We start from the raw sequence: 18,377 nt of genomic DNA on the forward strand, positions 1-18,377 counted from the left end.
AGGAATATAACCGTGAAAGACCGCATTCATCATTAAATAACCGGACTCCGGAGGAATTTATCCGAAGTCTCCAAAAAAGTCAGGATCTCTGATTTACCCCTGCACTGATATTGGGAAGGGATCAAAAAGTCAGGATCTCTGATTTACCCCTGCACTGATATTGGGAAGGGATCAGAGCCATGAAACCAAAATTGGGTGAGATAATTCAGGACCCTGCGGTTGGAAGTGGCGGATTTCTAATTGCAGCGGACCAGTTTATTCATTCCGAAAATACAGAACAGGCATACGCGAAAACGCCCCCAAAATATCAAGGCGTTGAAATTGAAAAAAATACGCGTCGAATATGTTTGATGAATACGTTTCTTAATGGCCTCGATGCCAAGGTCATATACGGCGATGCACTGACGGATGATGCAAATGGGCTACAGCCCGCCGATCTTATTCTTGCCAACCCACCATTTGGGAGCAAGGCCGGTATCTGGGCTCACAGGACACCTTCTATGTTGGTAATCTGAAAGGTGTGGGCCGTATCTACCAGCAGACGTTCGTGGATACGTATTCGAAAGTGGCACACTGCAAGCTGTATACGAGTAAAACGCCGATCACCGCTGCCGACCTGCTCAATGATCGCGTACTGCCGTTCTACGAGTCTCAGGGGCTGCCGATGCTGAGAATACTGACAGACAGGGGTACGGAGTACTGTGGTAAAGTGGAACAGTATGATTACCAGTTGTATCTGGCTATCAACGATATTTGACCATACGAAAACGAAAGCGATGTCTCCGCAGACGAACGGTATCTGCGAGCGCTTCCATAAAACCATTTTGCAGGATTTTTATCAGGTTACGTTCCGCAAAAAGTTATACGGCGACCTGGAAAGCCTTCAGACGGATCTGGACAACTGGCTGTGGCATTACAATAATGAGCGAACTCATCAGGGAAAAATGTGCTGCGGGCGTACGCCAATGGCCACTTTACTTGATGGGAAACGAGTCTGGGCAGAAAAGAATCTGAACCAGATTTAATCCGACAGACACCTGTATAAATAACCGGTAACTGTCAGATCAGGTCTGAGCTAATACAGCCGCGTTTAGTTTAGACTCAAAGGTACAACACTAATAAACATTTCACTCACCATTACCCCGGTTGATCTTCGCATAGTCAAACGGCGTAATCCCTTTCTCCCGGTTCGCATCCAGAAAATCAGCCCACCACTGCAACATCAGCTTGCGCTCATCCAGATGTTCCGCTTTATGGATATACGCCGCCCTTATCGAATTGCGTTCCATATGGCTCATCTGCCTTTCCACCGCATCCTTCGACCATAGTCCTGACTCTATTAACGAACTACAGGCCATTGTACGGAAACCGTAGCCGCAAACCTCAACCTTAGTATCATATCCCATCACCCGTAGCGCACTGTTTACGGTGTTTTCACTCATTGGCTTACGCGGATCATGATCGCCAATAAAGATCAGCTCATGTTCGCCACAGAACTGTTTTATCTGCTTCAGGATCGCCAGCGCCTGCTTTGAAAGCGGCACCAGATGCGGTGTACGCATCTTTGAGCCTCGCTGAGAATGCTTCACTTCAGGAATAGGCTCTCGCTCAGGTGGGATGGTCCACATTGACGTTTCAAAATCGATTTCTGACCAGCGAGCAAAACGTAGCTCACTGGAACGAATAAAGATAAGCAGAGTGAGTTCCGTTGCCCAGCGGGTTAGCGGCCTGCCTGTATAGCTGTCTATTTTCGCAAGTAACTCAGGGATGCGCTTTAACTCCAGCGCTGGGCGATGCTGTCGATTGCCAGATGCGACGGCTCCAGCCATCTCCTGCGCAGGGTTGTAATCAATCAGCCCGCTTTGCACTGCATAACGCATGATAGCCGTGGTGCGCTGTTGAAGGCGTGAAGCCACTTCAAGACGTCCAGATGTCTCTACGGCTTTAATGGGAATTAACAGATCGCGGGTACCCAGCTCTGCAATATTGCGAGCACCAATTGCCGGGAAGATATTGTCCTCCAGGCTCTTTTTTACGCGATAAGCATGATCTTCCGACCATTTTTGGTTGGTCACGAGCCACTCTCTGGCAACCTTCTCGAAAGTAATAATCTCTTTCGCCTGCTCTTCTTTCACAGCACGTTTATGCTCACGAGGATCGATACCAGCAGCTACCAGCTTTCTGGCCTCTTCCCTTTTCTTCCTGGCATCCGCCAGCGAAACATCCGGGTAAACGCCGAACGCCATCAAATGTTGTTTACCACCAAAACGGAAACGAAATCGCCAATACTTTGAACCGCTGGGTTTTACAAGTAGGGACATGCCGTCGCCGTCAACAAGTGAATACTCCTTCTCCTCAGGTTTCGCAGAACGAACTTTAGTATCCGTTAGGGCCATAATGGTCCTCCTTCCATTGGTATCTCGTGAGTATACAAGCAATATCGAATCGGCAAATATACTCATTAGTATACTCACAAGCTTGTTGATGTGGGTTGAGTTAGGTTGACTTTAGTTGAGGAGGAAAGCGGGTAAAGCCTTGTGGAGCGCGGATTTCAGGCATAAAAAAAGACGTCCGTTGACGTCTATTGATGTTCCGATGGTGCGAAGGCCGGAATCAAAATAATACATAATCAGTTGTTTTAAATGAAATTAAAAACACAAAGACTTAAATATGCCCCCTTTTGTGCCCCCATTGATATTTCAGCCTTACCAAGTTGGTTGTTTTTCAATCAAATAATGGTGTGATTATTGGTTTGGTTCCGTGTCAGGGATCCATACCAGAACAAAGGGGGCTGTTGCCCCCTATCAGATCCAGCGTTTTAGCTCCCCCATGAAATACTGTCAATCAGGCAACCGGCCTCGTATCTTTCCACCATATAGGCTTCATTCCACGACTCATAAACCGCCAGGCGATTAAATTCCGGCTCATTCTTCGCCAGCGTCCTGCCGCCTCCTTTCAGGAAGTACAGGGAAAGGTTTCGCAGGGACGTTACCAGTACCGCGTTGTCAGGGAAATGCGGCACAGGAACGGCGGGAAGTCCGCCCAGCGTCGGGTTGTTCAGCAGGATCTGATTGACCAGCATTTCCTTGTTTGGCTGATTGGGTGCCACGGCATTCACAAGCGGATACTCCTTGTTGAAAAGGGTATTCATGCTGCATACCGACACCAGATCCATACGGTATTGCTGACTAATGGCCGACTGCCAGCCATCCAGTACAAGGGCGTCAACGGTGCCGTAATCGCCGTGCGAGATGATCCGCCCGTCTTCATTGCGTCCTGCAACTGAAAGCCCGCTGATAACCCTCTCCGGCGCTTCCTGGCGGTACTTCTCCAGCCAGCCCACGCCGCAATCCTGACGCTTCGGATACTTTTCGGGGCTGGACAGGTAGGCGTAGTGCGTACCGTTAAAACCGATTAACAGGCGATCGAGGTTGCGCTGTTGATCGACCGCCGCCTTAGCCAGTTCCGGGTAATTTTCAAGATGCGCCCACGCATCCAGTTCGTCATATGAAATGCAGGTATCAAAGTTGACCTTCTGGCACTGGTAGCGGTGGGGTTTCAGTGCAGCCCCGGCCTGTGGATTCCGGCGCGTACTGCCATTGCTGACATAGGCCAGCGATCCGCCTGAACCCACCATAACGCTTTCCCCTTCGGCGTCTTTCACGGGGGTGACGTTAATCCGGGTCAGAAATTCCGCGCTGTAGTTCGCCGCCAGCGCCCCGGACTGCACCGGGGACGGGTTGGTATTACTGTGATTGATTGACACAAAGCCTGACGTAAGATCGATTGAACCGCTTTCTTCGTTAGTCAGAGCTTCAATAACGCGCGTGACAACCGTCGCCATTGCGCGGGGCCTCTCGCCGGCCAGCATGACCGGCTGCGGCAGAGCCTCATTGTTACCAGAAGGCCCGGGCAGGAAAATATCAGGATCTGAAGAATTACCCACCTCGCCCGCAGAAAACCGCTGCCCTGAGTGCCCGCCGTCATGCCGTCCGTGAAGTTCGGCTTCCAGCTTCTTATTTTCCTGCTCCATCAGAATTTTGTCCTTCGGTGAGGCACCGCTCGCAAACTGCCTGTTACGCTGAATGAGCGCCCGGATACGTGTTGCAAAGTCCATAACATTATCCTCTCAGTTATCAGCCCATGCCCTTGCACGGCTCGCGGCCATCGGCAAGCGCACGCATCTTCTCCGGGTCATTACGTGCCATCGCCATCTGTGCGCCAGACGGCGAGCGGCGCATGATGTTACGCATGTTTTCCGGGAATGAACCCGGCCAGAGATGAAGCGCATTTTCGCTGTCGTCTGCCACCGCAGCCAGATAGTCGCGGGCGGGGGTGAGGTTATTCTCGCGGGTGATATCCCTGACCAGCGAGCCAAGCAGGTTATCAAAGTCATGAGCGGGGAGCGGGGAAAGCGCAAACAGACCGCGCACAATCACCAGCGAGTCGCGCAGGCTGTTCAGCAGGGCTTCACACTCCGGCTGAATGAGCGCGGTACTCAGTTCACGCCAGGCAAAATCATAGCGTCTGGCCTTTTCAGCCGCGTCATAGCGCAGCTTAAGCACTTCCACGCGGGCCGCATCAATCAGCGGGGAGATACGCCCCAGCTTCTCTTTTGCCAGGCTGGCAAGCAGCGTGGCTTTGTCTGAGTCTTCACTTTCAACGCCACCGGACGCCAGCAGACTCTGCTCCCATCCGTCAGACTGCCTGCCCGCTTCTTCCTCCAGCTTTTGACGGGTATCCAGCAGGTTTTGCACGGTGGCCTGTTTCGCTTGCAGCAGGCCATATGCCTCGTCAAATTCGAGGCGCACTGTCGCGGCGTTCTCTGCCAGTCGGGTAAGTTCGGGTGTCATTTTCATAGTCCTGATTCCTGATGTAATACAGTTACCACGGCACGCACTCTGCCTGCCGGTATGGTCTTTATGGTTCACCAGAATCAGAAGGGATGTCGCGGCGCTTTTGTTGTCAGCCGCAGGCCAGACCCGAAACTGTATAACAGGGCAAAATAATCACCGGATAATGCCGGACACAGAGCACTGACAAAGGCAGGAAAACCATGTACAGCCCGGCGAGAAACGGTAAATCCGTACTGCGTGCGGTCAGAGTCCCCCACGAACTGGACGAACAAATCCGCAGACTGTGCGAACAGCATTCGCTCAGCTATTCAGGGTGTGTGATAAGACTGGCCCGGCAGGGCATGGAGCAGGCCTTAAACAGCAGTGCGGGCCGTTATCAGAGTCTGGATACCCTGATAAGTGACGTGCTGGCAGGTAATGCGAGGGAAGGATAACACCCCGCCCGTAACGGACGGGGGAACGGCACTCATTGACGCTTCAATCTCCCGCCGCAGGCGGAAGCGTCGCCGGTGCGTCACGACTACTGACCCGGCGTTCAAAGGCGTTCAGGGTGGTAAAGCTCTCACTGCATTCCAGGTTCTGGCACTGATGATACTGGCGTATGGTGTGATCGCTCAGGCGGCGACTGGTACGGGTGCGGGCCATAGCGCCGCAGAAGGGACAACGAAACATGATGATAGCTCCCCTGTGGGAGTTGAACTCGCCGTTATTATTATTCAGGCAGGGCATATCAACAACACCCGGCCTGTAATAAAAATCTTTGCAGCAATCCATTCAAAATTATTCACCAGCCCACACGCCCCGTGTGGGGAGGTTCCTCCAGCCTGCGGGCAGCCTGTGGAAAAATAATTTCATCTTCATTCAGCGCGTGTAAGCCACTGTGAGAGGCGCAGCCTCAGTCGTGCTGCCGCGCATGATCCCCGTTCTGAAATGAGCCTCACAACACGGACATTGATTCTGACGGCAAAATATTACTGGCTCACCGTCTCGCGCCCCGTCGCGTGGGCTGTTCCCCCGTCACCTGCGCGCGACATTCACCTCATTTTTCGTGCATCTGGCGATCCGGCCTCAGCCAGCGCCAGCGGCGGGCGGAAAGGGCATAAACACCATCAAAAAAATTGTGCAAATTTGTGCACTATTGTGCAGTGCCAGAAACCGGGGGAATCAGGCTAAAAAGCCACAAAATTGCACCCGTCGCGGAGGCTGTAATACAGGCTGAAATAAACACCTATGAGTGACGCAGGAGGCCACCACCCATAAAGAATTTTCATCCGTGGTTGTTAATAAAACATTAACAGGAAAAGAGCTTTTTTCTCAAAAACCAGGGGAAGTCACGGAAGCGGGTTACAACGGTTACAGTCACAAAAAAAATCACTTAATCATATGATTTTAATCAATTAACTTTGTAACCCTTGAGAGGTTACAAAAAGTCCCATAAAAGTTACACCCAATAAAATCAGACAGTTAAGATTTAAAATTGTAACCTGAGATAAGGTTACAGAGTAACCCGATCGTAACCCGGTTGTAACTTTTTGGATTTAGATAAAATGATATATAAATCAATATAATAGTTCTTTATCTTTACTTTGTAACTTTTGTAACCCGTTTCCGATACCCCCCCCTCAAATTCTGGAAAATCCACCATTCTTTAATTAAAGGATTCTTTTCTGTTAAATGTTTGGTCATTTCGCCAGTTGTCCAGTGATAGCCCCACTCCGGCAAAGATTGCCATTTATGGCGGTGCTGGCCATACATCGAGTACAGTCATTTTTAACCGTGCTGCAGGAAAGTCAGAAACGACAGTGCCAGCTGAGGGCAAATACAGAACAGCCTGAAAATGGGGCAATACTTCTACGCTGCGGAGGAAAGGAGTAAACCGGCCAATCGGCCGGTCATTCAGAGGCTGATACCGCCTGAGAAAGGATTAAGCAAGACGGCATGTTGCAGATAGTCAGGCGCTACATGCGCATAAACCATTGTCTGCTGGATACTGGCGTGGCCAAGAATTTGTTGTAAGGCGATAATATTGCCCCCGTTCATCATGAACCAGCTTGCGAACGTATGCCGGAGCACATGCGTGGCCTGCCCGCGTGGTAAATCGGGCTTAACCTCTCTGAGCCGTTCGCAGAAGTTTTCATAATCAACCCGGAACAGCGGCCCGGTGTCACTGGTCTTGATCTCACTCTCCAGTTCTTCCGATATCGGCACTATTCTCCGTTTCCCGTTTTTGGTCTTGAGGAACGTCACGCGCCCGTGATTAACCTGCTCACCCCGTAGCGTGCTGCCTTCGCCCCAGCGTGCGCCTGTACTGAGGCACAACAGTGCTACGCGCCGATCGTCGCCGGTCAACGTTTCCAGCAATCTGCCGATCTCTGATTTGGTTAGATAGGTCATGGCTGGGGGTGTTTCTTTCAGTGGTTCAAGCCCCTTGCAGGGGTTTTCCTTACTGAACTCTTCCATTTTGATCAAAGTGCTGAACATGCCGGAAAGCCGGTATATATCGCGGTTGATCGTAGCTGCGCTTATCCCATCTTCAAGCCGCTGGCTACGGTGCTGTGCAATCGTGCGTTTGCTCAACCGATTAACAGCCGGATCCCCCAGCGCCCTGATCGTCTTATTCAGGTGCCGCTTTTCTGTTTCGCCGTTTTCCTGCGTCTGACCGTACAGCAGCCACCAGGTGTCTAACAACTCGGTTAAGGTTCGGCGATCAACACTCGCGCCCAGCCACTCTTTTTTTTCGGCATTCGCTATGACATAGCGCTCAAAGAGCACAGCCTCCTGTTTCCTGTCAAATATCCTGCGAAAGCGCTTACCGCTGCGTCCTCTGGCATAGATATCGACTTCATAACGCCCGTCAGTCCGTTTTTTTATGGTCATATTACTGTCCCTCTGCTACTGAGCGCCCGGCACTTTGAAAATCCAGCATTTCACCTGCTCAGGCTCTTTCGGGCCAGCTTCGCCACGCCCCTGATTTGCCAGCTCGGAAACCTTACTCCTTACCGTCTTCTGGCCTGTACATGGCCGCATACGCCCGCTTTTCAGGTAATCCTGGATCTCTTTCGCCGGAGGGATATTGACACGCTGCATAGCAGCCACACGCATCAGGTGAGGGAAGTTAATGGCGATCTCGTCGCGATTATCTTTCCCAAAATGATTGACGCCAAAACGCTCCAGGCTATTAAGATAATCAAAGGCATCCCAGAACTCACGGACAACGGGAATGTCGGCTTCCAGAGATTTAACCCGTTCCACGGCCATCACGGTAAGCTGTTCGCAGGTGCGATCGAGACGCCCTGCCGGGATATCCAGAACGCAGGCCAGTGCCCTCACACAACCAATCATCTGGGCATGGTTTTTGGCGATACGGATATGACGAATATCAGGGTGCTGTTCCAGTCTGATTTTTTCGGCCTCAAAGACTTCCTGCACAACAGACAGTATCTCACCTTCCCGGCATACCGCCCGGATCATGAAGCCAGATGCCTGATCAACTGGCAGGCGCTCAAGGCGCTCAGCCGCCGCTCTGGTCAGTGAAGACTGGCGCCGTTTATCCGTAAAAATATGAATAATGCGCTCCAGTACCGCTGGGGAGGCGTTAACAGTGGCGTTTTGCGCAATGACAATACTCCCCCTGAATGGTGGATCTCTGGTTTCGTTGTTATTGGCCTTAACACCCAGCACCCGCAAGCCTCGCCCGTTATATAGTGGTTTCAGTTCATCGAAATCAAATCCCCGCAGCTTCTTTGTGTCCTGAGCGCGATCGCCTTCAAGCAACACGACAGGCAGGTTTGCCACCTGAGCAAAATTGCGATAAATGCCAGCAACGGAACCTTTTGAGGGGTCAATACCTTCGTAACTGTCCCGGCCACAGAGCCGCCAGAGAAAATCAATAAGCGTTGATTTTCCTGTTCCCGGCTCACCGATAATTTCCAGAAAGGGAAAGCTGGCCTGCTGTTCACGTATCTGTTCAGCGAAGAATGTTCCCAGCCAGAATGCCAGCGCGATATAGCCATTTTCACCAAAGGCCGTCCAGATATCATCAACCCAGCCGAATGAAAGGGAATTTTCATCCGGGTTAATATTGATTACCGGAGAGCGGCTCAGAGTCTTGATATTCATCCCGCTGATCTCAAAGTAATCCTCACTGTTCAGCGAATAAACTTTGCCGTTATGTATCGCCTGCGTATTAAATATCCATGCCTTCCAGTCCCTGTTATATCCAATAAAATCCTGTGTTTTTACCTCTTTAATCCTTGGCAGATCCTTTTTAATCAGGCCGTCAAGCTGCTGGCTGGTTCCGGTATAAAGAGCACCTTTTGCCACATGGAGAAGACGCTTTTTAAATTCAGAGGCCGAAGAAATCTGCGCTGCGGTAAAGGAGTCTTTCACTGCGGGCGTATTTCCGGGGAAGGCAATACGGAAATAGTACCAGGACTCGTCAGTCACTGACGAACGCATAAAATACAGCGGTGTCGGATTGCAGTTAGCAATCTCCTTAATTGCGCCAGACTCCTTGAGTGCAACACTCCGGGCCTCACGCTCATCACGAATATTACGTTCCCCCATAATGCGCTCTACCGCTCTCATATGGCGCTCAATATCCAGCTTAAACCAGTACACGCTGTTCCCGTATTCAAAGTGAAATTCAGGGCGTTCATTATGTTCAAACATGCGAAGCGCCTTATCCCTGGCGCTCTCGGCCAGAAGTAGATCACCGTAATAGCGATATTCTTTCTGGTGGCGTTTGGTTAACTTGCCGGTCAGGTGATGATCGTTCCAGTCGGCTTTACTGCTGCCTTGCGCCGGAAGTGCGGCAACGGCTTTCCAGCCTTGTTCACGACTCCGGGCCACATGTCGGCGTATAGCAGACTCCCCTGCTTTACCGTTATCGAGCGCCCAGACGAGAAACGGCTTTTCTTTGCCCTGGTATAGTTGAGCAAGCGCTTTAAGCGCAGCTTCCGGGTAGTTACCAGCAGTCATAATGGAAACAGCAGGAGTATCATTCTGATAAAGGCTTATGGCATCAAAAATTCCTTCTGTCAGCCAGAGGCAACGGACGTTAGCCATGTCCAGCGCTGGCGGAACCCACCAGTGACCGGCATATTTACCATGGAAGTTAGCCTTACGATCAAAGCGTTCTGGCTTGTCAATAATCCGCTCCCACCAGATACCATCAGACAGGGCAAAGCGAACAGTTGCACTTCCCATACCGCCCTTATGGTAGCTTTCCTGCGTGTAGCACCCCTTTAACCGGGAAGTATCCAGCCCTCTGGCTTCCCTCAGATAGGCTTCCGCAGCGGCAAAAGGCTGCTCAGGCGTGCTCTCATAGCGATCTGACCATGAATTAAATAATTCAGGGTAGAGCGACTTAACTGACAAATCAGCGCCACAATTATTTTCACGGCCACAACGCAGCACCCATGGATTTTCCATGCTGGTAAAGAGTTCTTTCTTGTTACATTCAGGACAAATACCCGAGCGCAAATAGCCATTTTGCTCTTTAAACTTGAAATCATGCACCAGTCGCTTTATGATTTCCGGGCGTAAATCTTTTCTGTTCATATAAAATCCTTAAGCGCCGCTCACTACGGCGCTTTTTGTTTTAAAGATTCCCGTCTGTATCTTCGTTATCTTCAATATTTTTGGTTCGGCATCCCCGGATTAATTCAAGTCCGTTCTGAATATCATTTTGTGAAAATATCCCGCCCGGCTCGCATAAATCAGCCTTGATTGAAAGAAGCTCCCCGTAGAGAATGGAGAAAAGGCTTCCCATTTGCTTTGCAAGAATTACATTGTCACACTTCATTTCAGCTTTGGCGTCAAGAAGTGTTTCAACCATTCCGGTAATATCAATTACTTTTTCGAGGCGATCATTACTGTCCTCAGAAAACAACCAGCAATAATCACGGTTATATGGTTGGCGACGGTTAGTCTGTTTTTCATTCACATTTAAATTAATTTGAGACATAAAACCCCCTGACCATTTACGGTCATAAAATCTTTAAATAGCTTATCGGTTTATCAGCGCGGAATGCTGAATAAAGGCGTGGTTATTTCCAGCACCCTAAGCGCTTTAAAATGCGTTAATCCTTCCCAGCGTAACTGAGCCGTAGCCCGGATTATTGCATCATCGCGATTAAGCGCCTCAACCGTCACCTGTGCGCTGCGCGTAAGACCTTTGCGCGTCACCGCATAACCGGAAACCTGATAAGATTTATTCCTCTTTAGTTTACCGCGAAAGATATCAGCCATGTTTCACCTTCCCGACCGTTACTGTGTATTCATTATCATCAGCATATTTTCCGTTGCAGGTAATAACATCAGCCATCTTACAGGCCGCTTTCACCGCCTTAGCGGATGATTTATATTTCTGCGTGCTCTGATAATTTTTTATTTCGCCCGTAATAACGTTACGGCAGGTAATGAAAAGTTTATACATTTCCGGCCTCCGCAATTTTCACAATACATTCATGTGTTACGGTGCCGGTGGCATTCTTATGGATATACGCCATTTTCTTTGCGTTATTCCATGCAGCTTCGCGGGTTTTATAGCGGCCATTGTGAACCAGTTCGCGCCGGTCGCCAGCTTCGTGATTAATCAGGGTGATAAGCAGTTTAAACATGAGCCACCTCACGAACCGGCAGACGGCCAGCAAAGGAGGCAACAAAATCACGCGCTATGGTGCGTCGTGCGCTCATGAAATCAGGGGCAGTGACTTCCTCGCGGTGGGGTTTAGCCGACACGTCAGAACGGCGTACAGCGAGAAAAAGCCAGACAAACTGAGGATGTGAGTGAATTGGGGTAGTAGCCATAAGGCAACCTCCGATAACAACATAATCATTGCTATCGCCGAAGCTGCTAATCTTCATGATGGCGATAGCCCAGACGGGGTTAGCAGTACCGGCGTTATCGGAAACCGGCCAGCCCGAAAGCTGCCCCGCCTGAGCTACCATTGACAAGGCGGCATAGTGTAACGAAAGGCGCAGGAAAGAGCGATTCAAACCTGTACCGGATACGTAACACCACGCCATAAAATGGCGCACTGTGGCGTTGGTTGCGACGTAAAAAAAGACGCATGGCGCGTCTGTCGTCGCCGATAACATACACGGGCTGCTAATCCCGGTTGCCCATTGAGGGGCAACGTCTGGATTCTGCAATCCATCAGGCGCAGTTGTCAAACGGTATTTCCTATTATTTTTAGCGTATGTCATAATGATCTCGGTTTAGTTGCACTTCATGTAAGGTTTTCCGGCTCAAGTGAAAACCATATGGGGAGATACTTCCCAAGCCCGTCAGTTCTTGCTGGCGGGCTTTTTCATTAGCGCTGTTCATACCTGCCACCACGTGATGCAGATATTTGCTCTTTAATCCAGTGATCGACTTCGCTTTCAATAAATGAAATTGCGCGGGTTCCAATTTTAACCGGGCGTGGGAAAGCATTCTTAGAAAGCTGCTTATATAGCCAGGCTTTGCTACGTTGCACACGACGTAAAACTTCTTTTGCGGATATAAGGGTCTGATAAATATCTTGATTGTTCGTATATTCCATGCTGATTCCTTGTGTTCTTCTCAAGTACACAATGACTGTAAACGCAGGGAATAACGGATTCTAGCGATAATGGAATCTATTGAAATGATATGTGATTCTATTGAAAAGTGTTGAATTCTATTGAAACGTAATGGAATTGAATTTTCAGATAAAGCGACGAAAACTAAGTACTAAACAAATGCTCTACTTCCTAAAAATCAAATGGTTATCGAATAACCCTCTTAAAAACAAACCTCTTTACTCACACCTCCTGAGAGGCTTGTAGGGATTTATAGAGGCTTATAAAGCTCTATTAGCCCCTTACCACCCGTTATCACCCTTTATAGCTCCCTATCCTTAAGCAGAAGCATTGAACAGAACAATTAATCTAATAAATAACTTATTTGCCATACTTAATAATATCCCTCGCAATTTTTACTTTCTTATAAAAAGTCGCTTGTTTTATTCCCTCTAGGGATATGTTACGTTCTTGGCATAATGAGATAATGTCATTGTAGATCACGCTTAAATCCGTATAGCTTGCTTTCCCATATTTACTCAATAGTTCTATTAACAATGCAATCAACTTCCAATTATTATTGTCTTCATCCTCTTTACGATATTGCCCTCTGCCGTTATTTCTGAGCCTTTTCCCAACCTCATACAACTCATTACCACCTAATGTGATTAAGACATTAGCCCAATCTTTATCTTTTACTATCTGCTGCACAGCGACATTTATTCTTTCTTTAACCTCTAAAGGTACAATATCTTCCCTTTGAAAGATGTATGCCGCCGTTAATACTAAATTGGCTTCTATTCTTTTTTTAGCACTAACATTTTTATACTCATCAAATAGCTGTATATTTCTTGTTATAGCAGACCTTAACTTGTGGACATCTTTTAACTGCTCAGAAGATAAATCCTTCTCGCTAACATCATAGTCAAACCCGTACATTACCAATGCAACTTCATGCGGCATAAGGTAAGTTAATCGTTTAAAATAAAAATATTTATCGTCTGTATTTACGTTATCCATCATCTCCCCCGTAGCTATTCATAACTTTAAAATTAAGGTATTACTTAAACTATTTCCCGTGAACGCGCGCAAAATCATATGGTGTAATAGCGCAATTCTTGTTGGCATCAATGTAATCAGCCCACCATTGCAGCATTAATCGTCTTTCTTCAATATACTCAGAAGTATGCATATATGAACCTTTCACGTGTTTTCTTTCAACGTGGCTTAGTTGTCTTTCAATGGCATCATCATTCCATAGTTTCGACTCGCTTAGTGCACCACGCGCCATAGTTCTGAAGCCATGCCCACATACTTCTGTTTTCGTATCATATCCCATTACACGCAAGGCGCTATTTACTGTATTTTCACTCATTACTTTTTTAGGGTCGTGATCGCTGGGAAATATAACCTCGCCTTTGCCGCTCAAGGCATGTAAACGTTTAAAAATATCAAATGCCTGTTTGCTAAGCGGAACAATATGTTCAGTTTTCATCTTCATCCCACGCTCAGAGTGTTTTACGCCGGGAATAGGCTTACGAATTCCGGGTATCGTCCACTCACTTCGTTCAAAGTTAATTTCACTCCAGCGAGCAAAACGCATCTCACTTGAACGAATAAATGTGAGTAGCGTTAATTCAACGGCAAGCCGTGTTATTAGTCGCCCTTTATAGCGCGATAATCTTTCAAGAAACTCAGGGATTCTTTTTGGGGGTAGCGCTGGATGATGGGTCGCCTTAACGCTTAAAAGCGCTCCAGCCATATCACTGGCAGGATTTGATTCAAGAAGGTCATTCTGCACACCGAAACGCATAATTGCGGTTACGCGCTGCATCAGTCGCTGCGCAACATCATGTTTACCTGCCGTATCGACAGCTTTGATCGGATTGAGAAGCTGGCTGGTTCTCAGTGTTCTGGCGTCAATTTGACCTATCGAGGGGAAAATATACTGCTCAAGCGTCAGCAGAACGCGACGGCTATGATCTTCGCTCCAGGTTAGGTTACTTGCGTGCCATTGCCTTGCGATAGTCTCAAATAAATATGCCCCCTCAATTTCAGCTTGTGCCCCCTTTTGCTCGGCTTTGGGGTCAATGCCCTGAGACAACAATTTCTTTGCTGCATCGCGCTTGCCCCGAGCCTCAGCCAAAGTGATCGTCGGGTATACACCAAAAGCGAGCCGATCTTCCTTTTTGTCAGATGGGCGGCGATATTTCATACGCCAGTACTTGGAACCTTTAGGGGAGACTTCAAGATACAAGCCACCTCCATCAGCCATTTTATAGGCTTTCTCTTTCGGCTTTGCGGTCTCTATCTGGCGAGCGTTGAGTTTCATTTTGGGGGCACAAATCCTGATCGAATTGACATGCCCCCGATTATGCCCCCAAAAGAGGGTAGACCACAAGAGACCAACAAAGACCATGAAATACGTTAACTTGCTTGTTTTTAAGGATTTTTTCTAGAATTGCAGACTTCAAGGAACGTCAAAAGAAGTGTTAATGGTGCCGAAGGCCGGACTCGAACCGGCACGTATTTCTACGGTTGATTTTGAATCAACTGCGTCTACCGATTTCGCCACTTCGGCACTGAAGGTATACGGAAAACGTTGTGGATTATACCGTTACCCCCTGCTGGCGCAACAACTATCCCTCTGCGGTGGCGCTGAGTGCTGAAAATTTGCGCGCAGGTCACACTGATTACCGCTATTTAGACAACTACCAGCTAAGAGTAATCTGATTAGCAGCGCTAACGACATCATTTGCCGCAGTTTTGCGGAACTTAGCATGATTGACTAAAGTCCCAGTTGGAAAGTGCGTATGGCCGCCCGCCGGGTGGTGTAAAGGACGTTATTAAGGTGATTAGCATGAAAATATCTACAGGACTGGTGGCGGTTTTTTCTCTTTCTTCTGTTTTGCTGACCAGTCAGGTTTCGGCGGCAAGCTGGCAGGACCAGCTCAATAACGCGGCCAACTCGCTGAAAAGCGGCAGCAACAGCTCGTCCGGTTCTTCCTCGCAGCAGCAGACGGGAGGCTCACTGTCCTCGCTGACCGGCCTGCTTAACGGCGGTAACCAGTCCCTGAGTTCTAACAGCATGACCAATGCTGCCGGGATTTTGCAGTACTGCGTGCAAAACAACATTGTCGATAATAATGCAGACTCAGTGAAAGATAAGCTGCTGGGCAAGCTTGGTCTGGCGAATGACAGCCAGGCAGAGCAGAAACAGGATTATAAGCAGGGGCTGATGGGCTTGCTGAATACCGGCGACAATCAGCAGGTAAATCTCAACAGTCTTGGCCAGACATCACTGGCGAAAAAAGTAAAAACCAAAGCCTGCGATCTGGTGCTGAAACAGGGTAAGCAGTTTATTTCCTGATGACTTTCCTCATGCCGCGCCGAGGCGCGGCATCCTCGCTGACTGCGGCGCGCATTTCTTTTCTCTATATGCCAATGCGTTGGTGCTGTCTCCCCCAGCTAGCCGCGTTGCGGCATCAATAATCAAAAGACACCGGGTTAGCCTGTTCATCATCTTATCCTTAAAAACGACAAGGGGATAACCATGATCGATTACAAACTCCGTTATATTCAGGGGCACAAAGGCGAGCTGGCCGTCTATTGCTGGCCGGTGAAGCAGCCGCGTTTTCTTGCGTTACTGGTGCATGGCTATGGTGAACACCTCGGCCGCTATCATCACGTGGCAGATAAACTCGGCGAATGCGGCGGCTATGTTTTTGGCCCGGATCATACCGGGCACGGCCTGTCTCAGGGTGAGCGCGCGCTGATTGAGGATGTAGATGCCGTGGTCGATGACGTCCACAAAGCGGTGTTTACCCTGCGTTCTCAGTTTGCGGATTTACCGCTGGTGGTTATCGGTCATTCGATGGGCGGCATGATAGCGACGCGTTACGTGCAGCGTCATCCTGACAGCATCAGCGCCCTGGTGCTGTCCGGGCCGCTGTTAGGGGAAAGAACGGCGATTACCGATCTCGCGGCGCTGGAGACCATCCCGGATACGCCGCTGGATACCCGCACGCTGTCGCGGGATCCCGCCGTCGGCGCCGCTTATCAGGCCGATACGCTGGTATGGCACGGCCCGTTTAAGCGTCCTACGCTCAATGCCTTCAAGGACGCGCTGGTTCGTATCAGCGGCGGAGCAAACGTTGGCGCGCTTCCACTGTTATGGATGCATGGTTCAGATGACCAACTGGTGCTGCTGGCCGAAACGCAGCCTGCCATTGATAAGCTGCGCGGCAGCGTTTTTGACGCTGAAATCTGGCCTGGCGCCCGGCATGAGATTTTTAATGAAACCAATAAGCAGCAGGTAATAAAGCGCATGACGGATTTTATCCGTTCAACGCTGAAACGTAACACTTAGCGCCGGACTATTTAGCGCAATAACCAGACTTATGCACACTCTCCTCGCTGCGCTAACCTGCTATTCTTGAAGCATTACCTTTATCAAGGATCGGTACTATGAGCTCAGCATTATTGATTGCCCGCACCACAGAAAAACAGCTGGAGCTGCTGCCCGCGATGGCTAACCGCCACGGTCTGATAACCGGCGCTACCGGCACCGGCAAGACCGTGACCTTGCAGAAGCTGGCGGAGAGCTTTTCCGGCATCGGCGTGCCGGTATTTATGGCGGATGTCAAAGGCGATCTCAGCGGTATTTCGCAGCCGGGGAGCGCGTCGGATAAACTCAGCGCCCGGCTTGAGAGCATCGGCGTTACCGACTGGCAACCGGCTGGCAATCCGGTCGTGCTTTGGGACATCTTCGGCGAGAAGGGTCATCCGGTGCGAGCGACGGTATCCGATCTCGGGCCGATTTTGCTGGCGAGGCTGCTGAACCTTAACGAGGTGCAAAGCGGCGTATTACAGATAATTTTCCGCATCGCCGACGATCAGGGACTGCTGCTGCTGGACTTTAAAGATCTGCGCGCCATGACCCAATATATCGGCGATAACGCCAAAGAATTTCAGACGCAATACGGTAACATCAATGCGGCTTCGGTCGGCGCCATCCAGCGCGGGTTGTTGACGCTGGAGCAGCAGGGTGCGGAATACTTTTTCGGCGAACCGATGCTGGATATCCGTGACTGGATGCGTACCGATGCCGATGGCCGCGGCATTATTAATATTCTGGCGGCGGAAAAGCTGTATCAGATGCCTCGCTTGTACGCGACCAGCCTGCTGTGGATGCTGGCCGAACTTTATGAGCATCTGCCGGAGGCTGGCGATCTTGATAAACCTAAAATGGTGTTCTTTTTTGACGAAGCACACCTGCTGTTTAACGATGCGCCGGCGGTACTGCTGGAAAAAGTCGAGCAGGTTATCCGCCTGATCCGCTCCAAGGGCGTCGGCATTTACTTTGTTTCGCAAAATCCCTCGGATATACCGGATAACGTGCTGGGCCAGTTGGGCAACCGCGTTCAGCACGCGCTGCGGGCTTTTACGCCTAAAGATCAGAAGGCGGTAAAAGCCGCCGCGCAGACCATGCGCACTAACCCAGCTTTCGATAGTGAGGAAGCCATTCAGCAACTGGGTACCGGTGAAGCGTTGATCTCTTTTCTCGATGCGAAAGGCAGTCCGGGTATCGTTGAGCGTGCGATGGTTATTGCTCCGGCCTCGCGTATGGGGCCTGCCAGCGATGATGAACGCAATGGTTTGATTAATCATTCGCCGCTCTCCGGCAAATATGATGAGGTCGTTGACCGCGAATCAGCCTTTGAAAAGCTGGCTAAAGGGGTTCAGCATGCCAGCGAACAAGCCGATGCGCCGCCGGCCAAAGGCAGCAGTGTAAAAGTGGACGACGGCATACTTGGCGGTCTGAAAGATATTTTGTTCGGTACTACCGGGCCGCGCGGCGGCAAGCGCGATGGTATCGTGCAAAGCGTGGCGAAAAGCGCTTCGCGCCAGATAGCTAACCAGATTATACGCGGCGTGCTGGGCAGCCTGATGGGCGGGCGTCGTCGCTGAGGA

18 protein-coding genes, 1 tRNA gene and 1 pseudogene are annotated in these 18,377 nt (G+C 49.8%); 6 read left to right on the forward strand and 14 right to left on the reverse strand.

Annotated features, from left to right (window positions below):
• Positions 1 to 179: 179 nt before the first annotated feature.
• Complete coding sequence (locus BTJ39_RS14390) at positions 180 to 515, forward strand: HsdM family class I SAM-dependent methyltransferase (RefSeq protein ID WP_241825924.1); 336 nt, start codon at positions 180 to 182, stop codon at positions 513 to 515.
• A pseudogene (locus BTJ39_RS14395) lies at positions 476 to 1,025 on the forward strand (integrase core domain-containing protein); the annotation flags it as partial. The gene BTJ39_RS14390 and the pseudogene BTJ39_RS14395, both read left to right, overlap by 40 nt.
• Positions 1,026 to 1,127: 102 nt before the next feature.
• Here BTJ39_RS14395 and BTJ39_RS14400 read toward each other — a convergent pair.
• The 3 genes from BTJ39_RS14400 to BTJ39_RS14410 form a co-directional block, all read right to left on the reverse strand.
• On the reverse strand, positions 1,128 to 2,396 hold the full coding sequence (locus tag BTJ39_RS14400; RefSeq protein ID WP_078003396.1) for a tyrosine-type recombinase/integrase: 1,269 nt from the start codon (positions 2,394 to 2,396) through the stop codon (positions 1,128 to 1,130).
• A 422-nt stretch (positions 2,397 to 2,818) separates the two neighbouring features.
• Positions 2,819 to 4,117: a P2 family phage major capsid protein gene (locus BTJ39_RS14405; protein ID WP_078003397.1), complete on the reverse strand. Its 1,299-nt coding sequence runs from the start codon at positions 4,115 to 4,117 to the stop codon at positions 2,819 to 2,821.
• Positions 4,118 to 4,136: 19 nt separating this feature from the next.
• The gene (locus BTJ39_RS14410) at positions 4,137 to 4,859 is read right to left on the reverse strand and encodes a hypothetical protein (RefSeq protein WP_078003398.1); all 723 of its coding nucleotides are present in this window, start codon (positions 4,857 to 4,859) and stop codon (positions 4,137 to 4,139) included.
• A gap of 197 nt (positions 4,860 to 5,056) precedes the next feature.
• On the opposite strand from BTJ39_RS14410, the gene BTJ39_RS14415 reads away from it, so the two are divergent.
• The gene (locus tag BTJ39_RS14415) at positions 5,057 to 5,290 is read left to right on the forward strand and encodes a hypothetical protein (protein WP_078003399.1); all 234 of its coding nucleotides are present in this window, start codon (positions 5,057 to 5,059) and stop codon (positions 5,288 to 5,290) included.
• Positions 5,291 to 5,333: 43 nt separating this feature from the next.
• On the opposite strand, the gene BTJ39_RS14420 is transcribed toward BTJ39_RS14415, so the two are convergent.
• From BTJ39_RS14420 to BTJ39_RS14475, 11 genes are all read right to left on the reverse strand, one after another.
• Complete coding sequence (locus tag BTJ39_RS14420; protein ID WP_078003530.1) at positions 5,334 to 5,528, reverse strand: Ogr/Delta-like zinc finger protein; 195 nt, start codon at positions 5,526 to 5,528, stop codon at positions 5,334 to 5,336.
• 1,224 nt (positions 5,529 to 6,752) lie between these two features.
• Positions 6,753 to 7,733 (reverse strand): phage integrase, encoded by a 981-nt coding sequence (locus BTJ39_RS14425; protein ID WP_078003400.1) that lies wholly within the window; start codon positions 7,731 to 7,733, stop codon positions 6,753 to 6,755.
• A gap of 15 nt (positions 7,734 to 7,748) precedes the next feature.
• A complete protein-coding gene (locus BTJ39_RS14430) occupies positions 7,749 to 10,418 on the reverse strand; it encodes a toprim domain-containing protein (protein WP_078003401.1) in 2,670 nt (889 codons plus the stop codon).
• A gap of 40 nt (positions 10,419 to 10,458) precedes the next feature.
• Entirely contained in the window at positions 10,459 to 10,824 is a 366-nt protein-coding gene (locus tag BTJ39_RS14435) for a hypothetical protein (protein WP_078003402.1), read from the reverse strand.
• A gap of 53 nt (positions 10,825 to 10,877) precedes the next feature.
• The gene (locus BTJ39_RS14440; RefSeq protein ID WP_078003403.1) at positions 10,878 to 11,108 is read right to left on the reverse strand and encodes a hypothetical protein; all 231 of its coding nucleotides are present in this window, start codon (positions 11,106 to 11,108) and stop codon (positions 10,878 to 10,880) included.
• A gap of 179 nt (positions 11,109 to 11,287) precedes the next feature.
• Positions 11,288 to 11,479, reverse strand: coding sequence for a hypothetical protein (locus BTJ39_RS14450; protein WP_078003405.1), 192 nt, complete (start codon positions 11,477 to 11,479; stop codon positions 11,288 to 11,290).
• Positions 11,472 to 12,068 (reverse strand): host cell division inhibitor Icd-like protein, encoded by a 597-nt coding sequence (locus BTJ39_RS14455; RefSeq protein WP_078003406.1) that lies wholly within the window; start codon positions 12,066 to 12,068, stop codon positions 11,472 to 11,474. The genes BTJ39_RS14450 and BTJ39_RS14455 overlap by 8 nt, the downstream gene beginning before the upstream one ends.
• Before the next feature lie 107 nt (positions 12,069 to 12,175).
• Positions 12,176 to 12,406: a helix-turn-helix transcriptional regulator gene (locus BTJ39_RS14460; RefSeq protein ID WP_078003407.1), complete on the reverse strand. Its 231-nt coding sequence runs from the start codon at positions 12,404 to 12,406 to the stop codon at positions 12,176 to 12,178.
• A gap of 379 nt (positions 12,407 to 12,785) precedes the next feature.
• The gene (locus tag BTJ39_RS14465) at positions 12,786 to 13,427 is read right to left on the reverse strand and encodes a hypothetical protein (protein ID WP_241825925.1); all 642 of its coding nucleotides are present in this window, start codon (positions 13,425 to 13,427) and stop codon (positions 12,786 to 12,788) included.
• Between the two features lie 46 nt (positions 13,428 to 13,473).
• Positions 13,474 to 14,736, reverse strand: a complete 1,263-nt coding sequence (locus BTJ39_RS14470; protein ID WP_078003409.1) for a tyrosine-type recombinase/integrase — start codon at positions 14,734 to 14,736, stop codon at positions 13,474 to 13,476.
• Between the two features lie 164 nt (positions 14,737 to 14,900).
• Positions 14,901 to 14,985, reverse strand: a tRNA-Leu gene (locus BTJ39_RS14475).
• Between the two features lie 279 nt (positions 14,986 to 15,264).
• Here BTJ39_RS14475 and BTJ39_RS14480 point away from each other — a divergent pair.
• The 3 genes from BTJ39_RS14480 (at position 15,265) to BTJ39_RS14490 (ending at position 18,374) form a co-directional block, all read left to right on the forward strand.
• On the forward strand, positions 15,265 to 15,774 hold the full coding sequence (locus tag BTJ39_RS14480; protein WP_078003410.1) for a YjjA family protein: 510 nt from the start codon (positions 15,265 to 15,267) through the stop codon (positions 15,772 to 15,774).
• A 183-nt stretch (positions 15,775 to 15,957) separates the two neighbouring features.
• A complete protein-coding gene (locus BTJ39_RS14485; RefSeq protein ID WP_078003411.1) occupies positions 15,958 to 16,773 on the forward strand; it encodes an alpha/beta fold hydrolase in 816 nt (271 codons plus the stop codon).
• Between the two features lie 98 nt (positions 16,774 to 16,871).
• Positions 16,872 to 18,374, forward strand: coding sequence for a helicase HerA-like C-terminal domain-containing protein (locus BTJ39_RS14490; RefSeq protein ID WP_078003412.1), 1,503 nt, complete (start codon positions 16,872 to 16,874; stop codon positions 18,372 to 18,374).
• Positions 18,375 to 18,377: the final 3 nt, after the last annotated feature.

The sequence above is a fragment of the Izhakiella australiensis genome, assembly GCF_002006995.1.
GTDB classification, from domain to species: domain Bacteria; phylum Pseudomonadota; class Gammaproteobacteria; order Enterobacterales; family Enterobacteriaceae; genus Izhakiella; species Izhakiella australiensis.

Bases quoted from the DNA above. Each gene is read 5' to 3' on its own strand.
- BTJ39_RS14410 (WP_078003398.1), bottom strand. From the start codon at position 4,859: ATGAAAATGACACCCGAACTTACCCGACTGGCAGAGAACGCCGCGACA.
- BTJ39_RS14450 (WP_078003405.1), bottom strand. From the start codon at position 11,479: ATGTTTAAACTGCTTATCACCCTGATTAATCACGAAGCTGGCGACCGG.
- BTJ39_RS14420 (WP_078003530.1), bottom strand. From the start codon at position 5,528: ATGTTTCGTTGTCCCTTCTGCGGCGCTATGGCCCGCACCCGTACCAGT.
- BTJ39_RS14415 (WP_078003399.1), top strand. From the start codon at position 5,057: ATGTACAGCCCGGCGAGAAACGGTAAATCCGTACTGCGTGCGGTCAGA.
- BTJ39_RS14490 (WP_078003412.1), top strand. From the start codon at position 16,872: ATGAGCTCAGCATTATTGATTGCCCGCACCACAGAAAAACAGCTGGAG.
- BTJ39_RS14430 (WP_078003401.1), bottom strand. From the start codon at position 10,418: ATGAACAGAAAAGATTTACGCCCGGAAATCATAAAGCGACTGGTGCAT.
- BTJ39_RS14405 (WP_078003397.1), bottom strand. From the start codon at position 4,117: ATGGACTTTGCAACACGTATCCGGGCGCTCATTCAGCGTAACAGGCAG.
- BTJ39_RS14425 (WP_078003400.1), bottom strand. From the start codon at position 7,733: ATGACCATAAAAAAACGGACTGACGGGCGTTATGAAGTCGATATCTAT.
- BTJ39_RS14435 (WP_078003402.1), bottom strand. From the start codon at position 10,824: ATGTCTCAAATTAATTTAAATGTGAATGAAAAACAGACTAACCGTCGC.
- BTJ39_RS14485 (WP_078003411.1), top strand. From the start codon at position 15,958: ATGATCGATTACAAACTCCGTTATATTCAGGGGCACAAAGGCGAGCTG.
- BTJ39_RS14460 (WP_078003407.1), bottom strand. From the start codon at position 12,406: ATGGAATATACGAACAATCAAGATATTTATCAGACCCTTATATCCGCA.
- BTJ39_RS14480 (WP_078003410.1), top strand. From the start codon at position 15,265: ATGAAAATATCTACAGGACTGGTGGCGGTTTTTTCTCTTTCTTCTGTT.
- BTJ39_RS14440 (WP_078003403.1), bottom strand. From the start codon at position 11,108: ATGGCTGATATCTTTCGCGGTAAACTAAAGAGGAATAAATCTTATCAG.
- BTJ39_RS14455 (WP_078003406.1), bottom strand. From the start codon at position 12,068: ATGACATACGCTAAAAATAATAGGAAATACCGTTTGACAACTGCGCCT.
- BTJ39_RS14400 (WP_078003396.1), bottom strand. From the start codon at position 2,396: ATGGCCCTAACGGATACTAAAGTTCGTTCTGCGAAACCTGAGGAGAAG.
- BTJ39_RS14470 (WP_078003409.1), bottom strand. From the start codon at position 14,736: ATGAAACTCAACGCTCGCCAGATAGAGACCGCAAAGCCGAAAGAGAAA.
- BTJ39_RS14465 (WP_241825925.1), bottom strand. From the start codon at position 13,427: ATGATGGATAACGTAAATACAGACGATAAATATTTTTATTTTAAACGA.
- BTJ39_RS14390 (WP_241825924.1), top strand. From the start codon at position 180: ATGAAACCAAAATTGGGTGAGATAATTCAGGACCCTGCGGTTGGAAGT.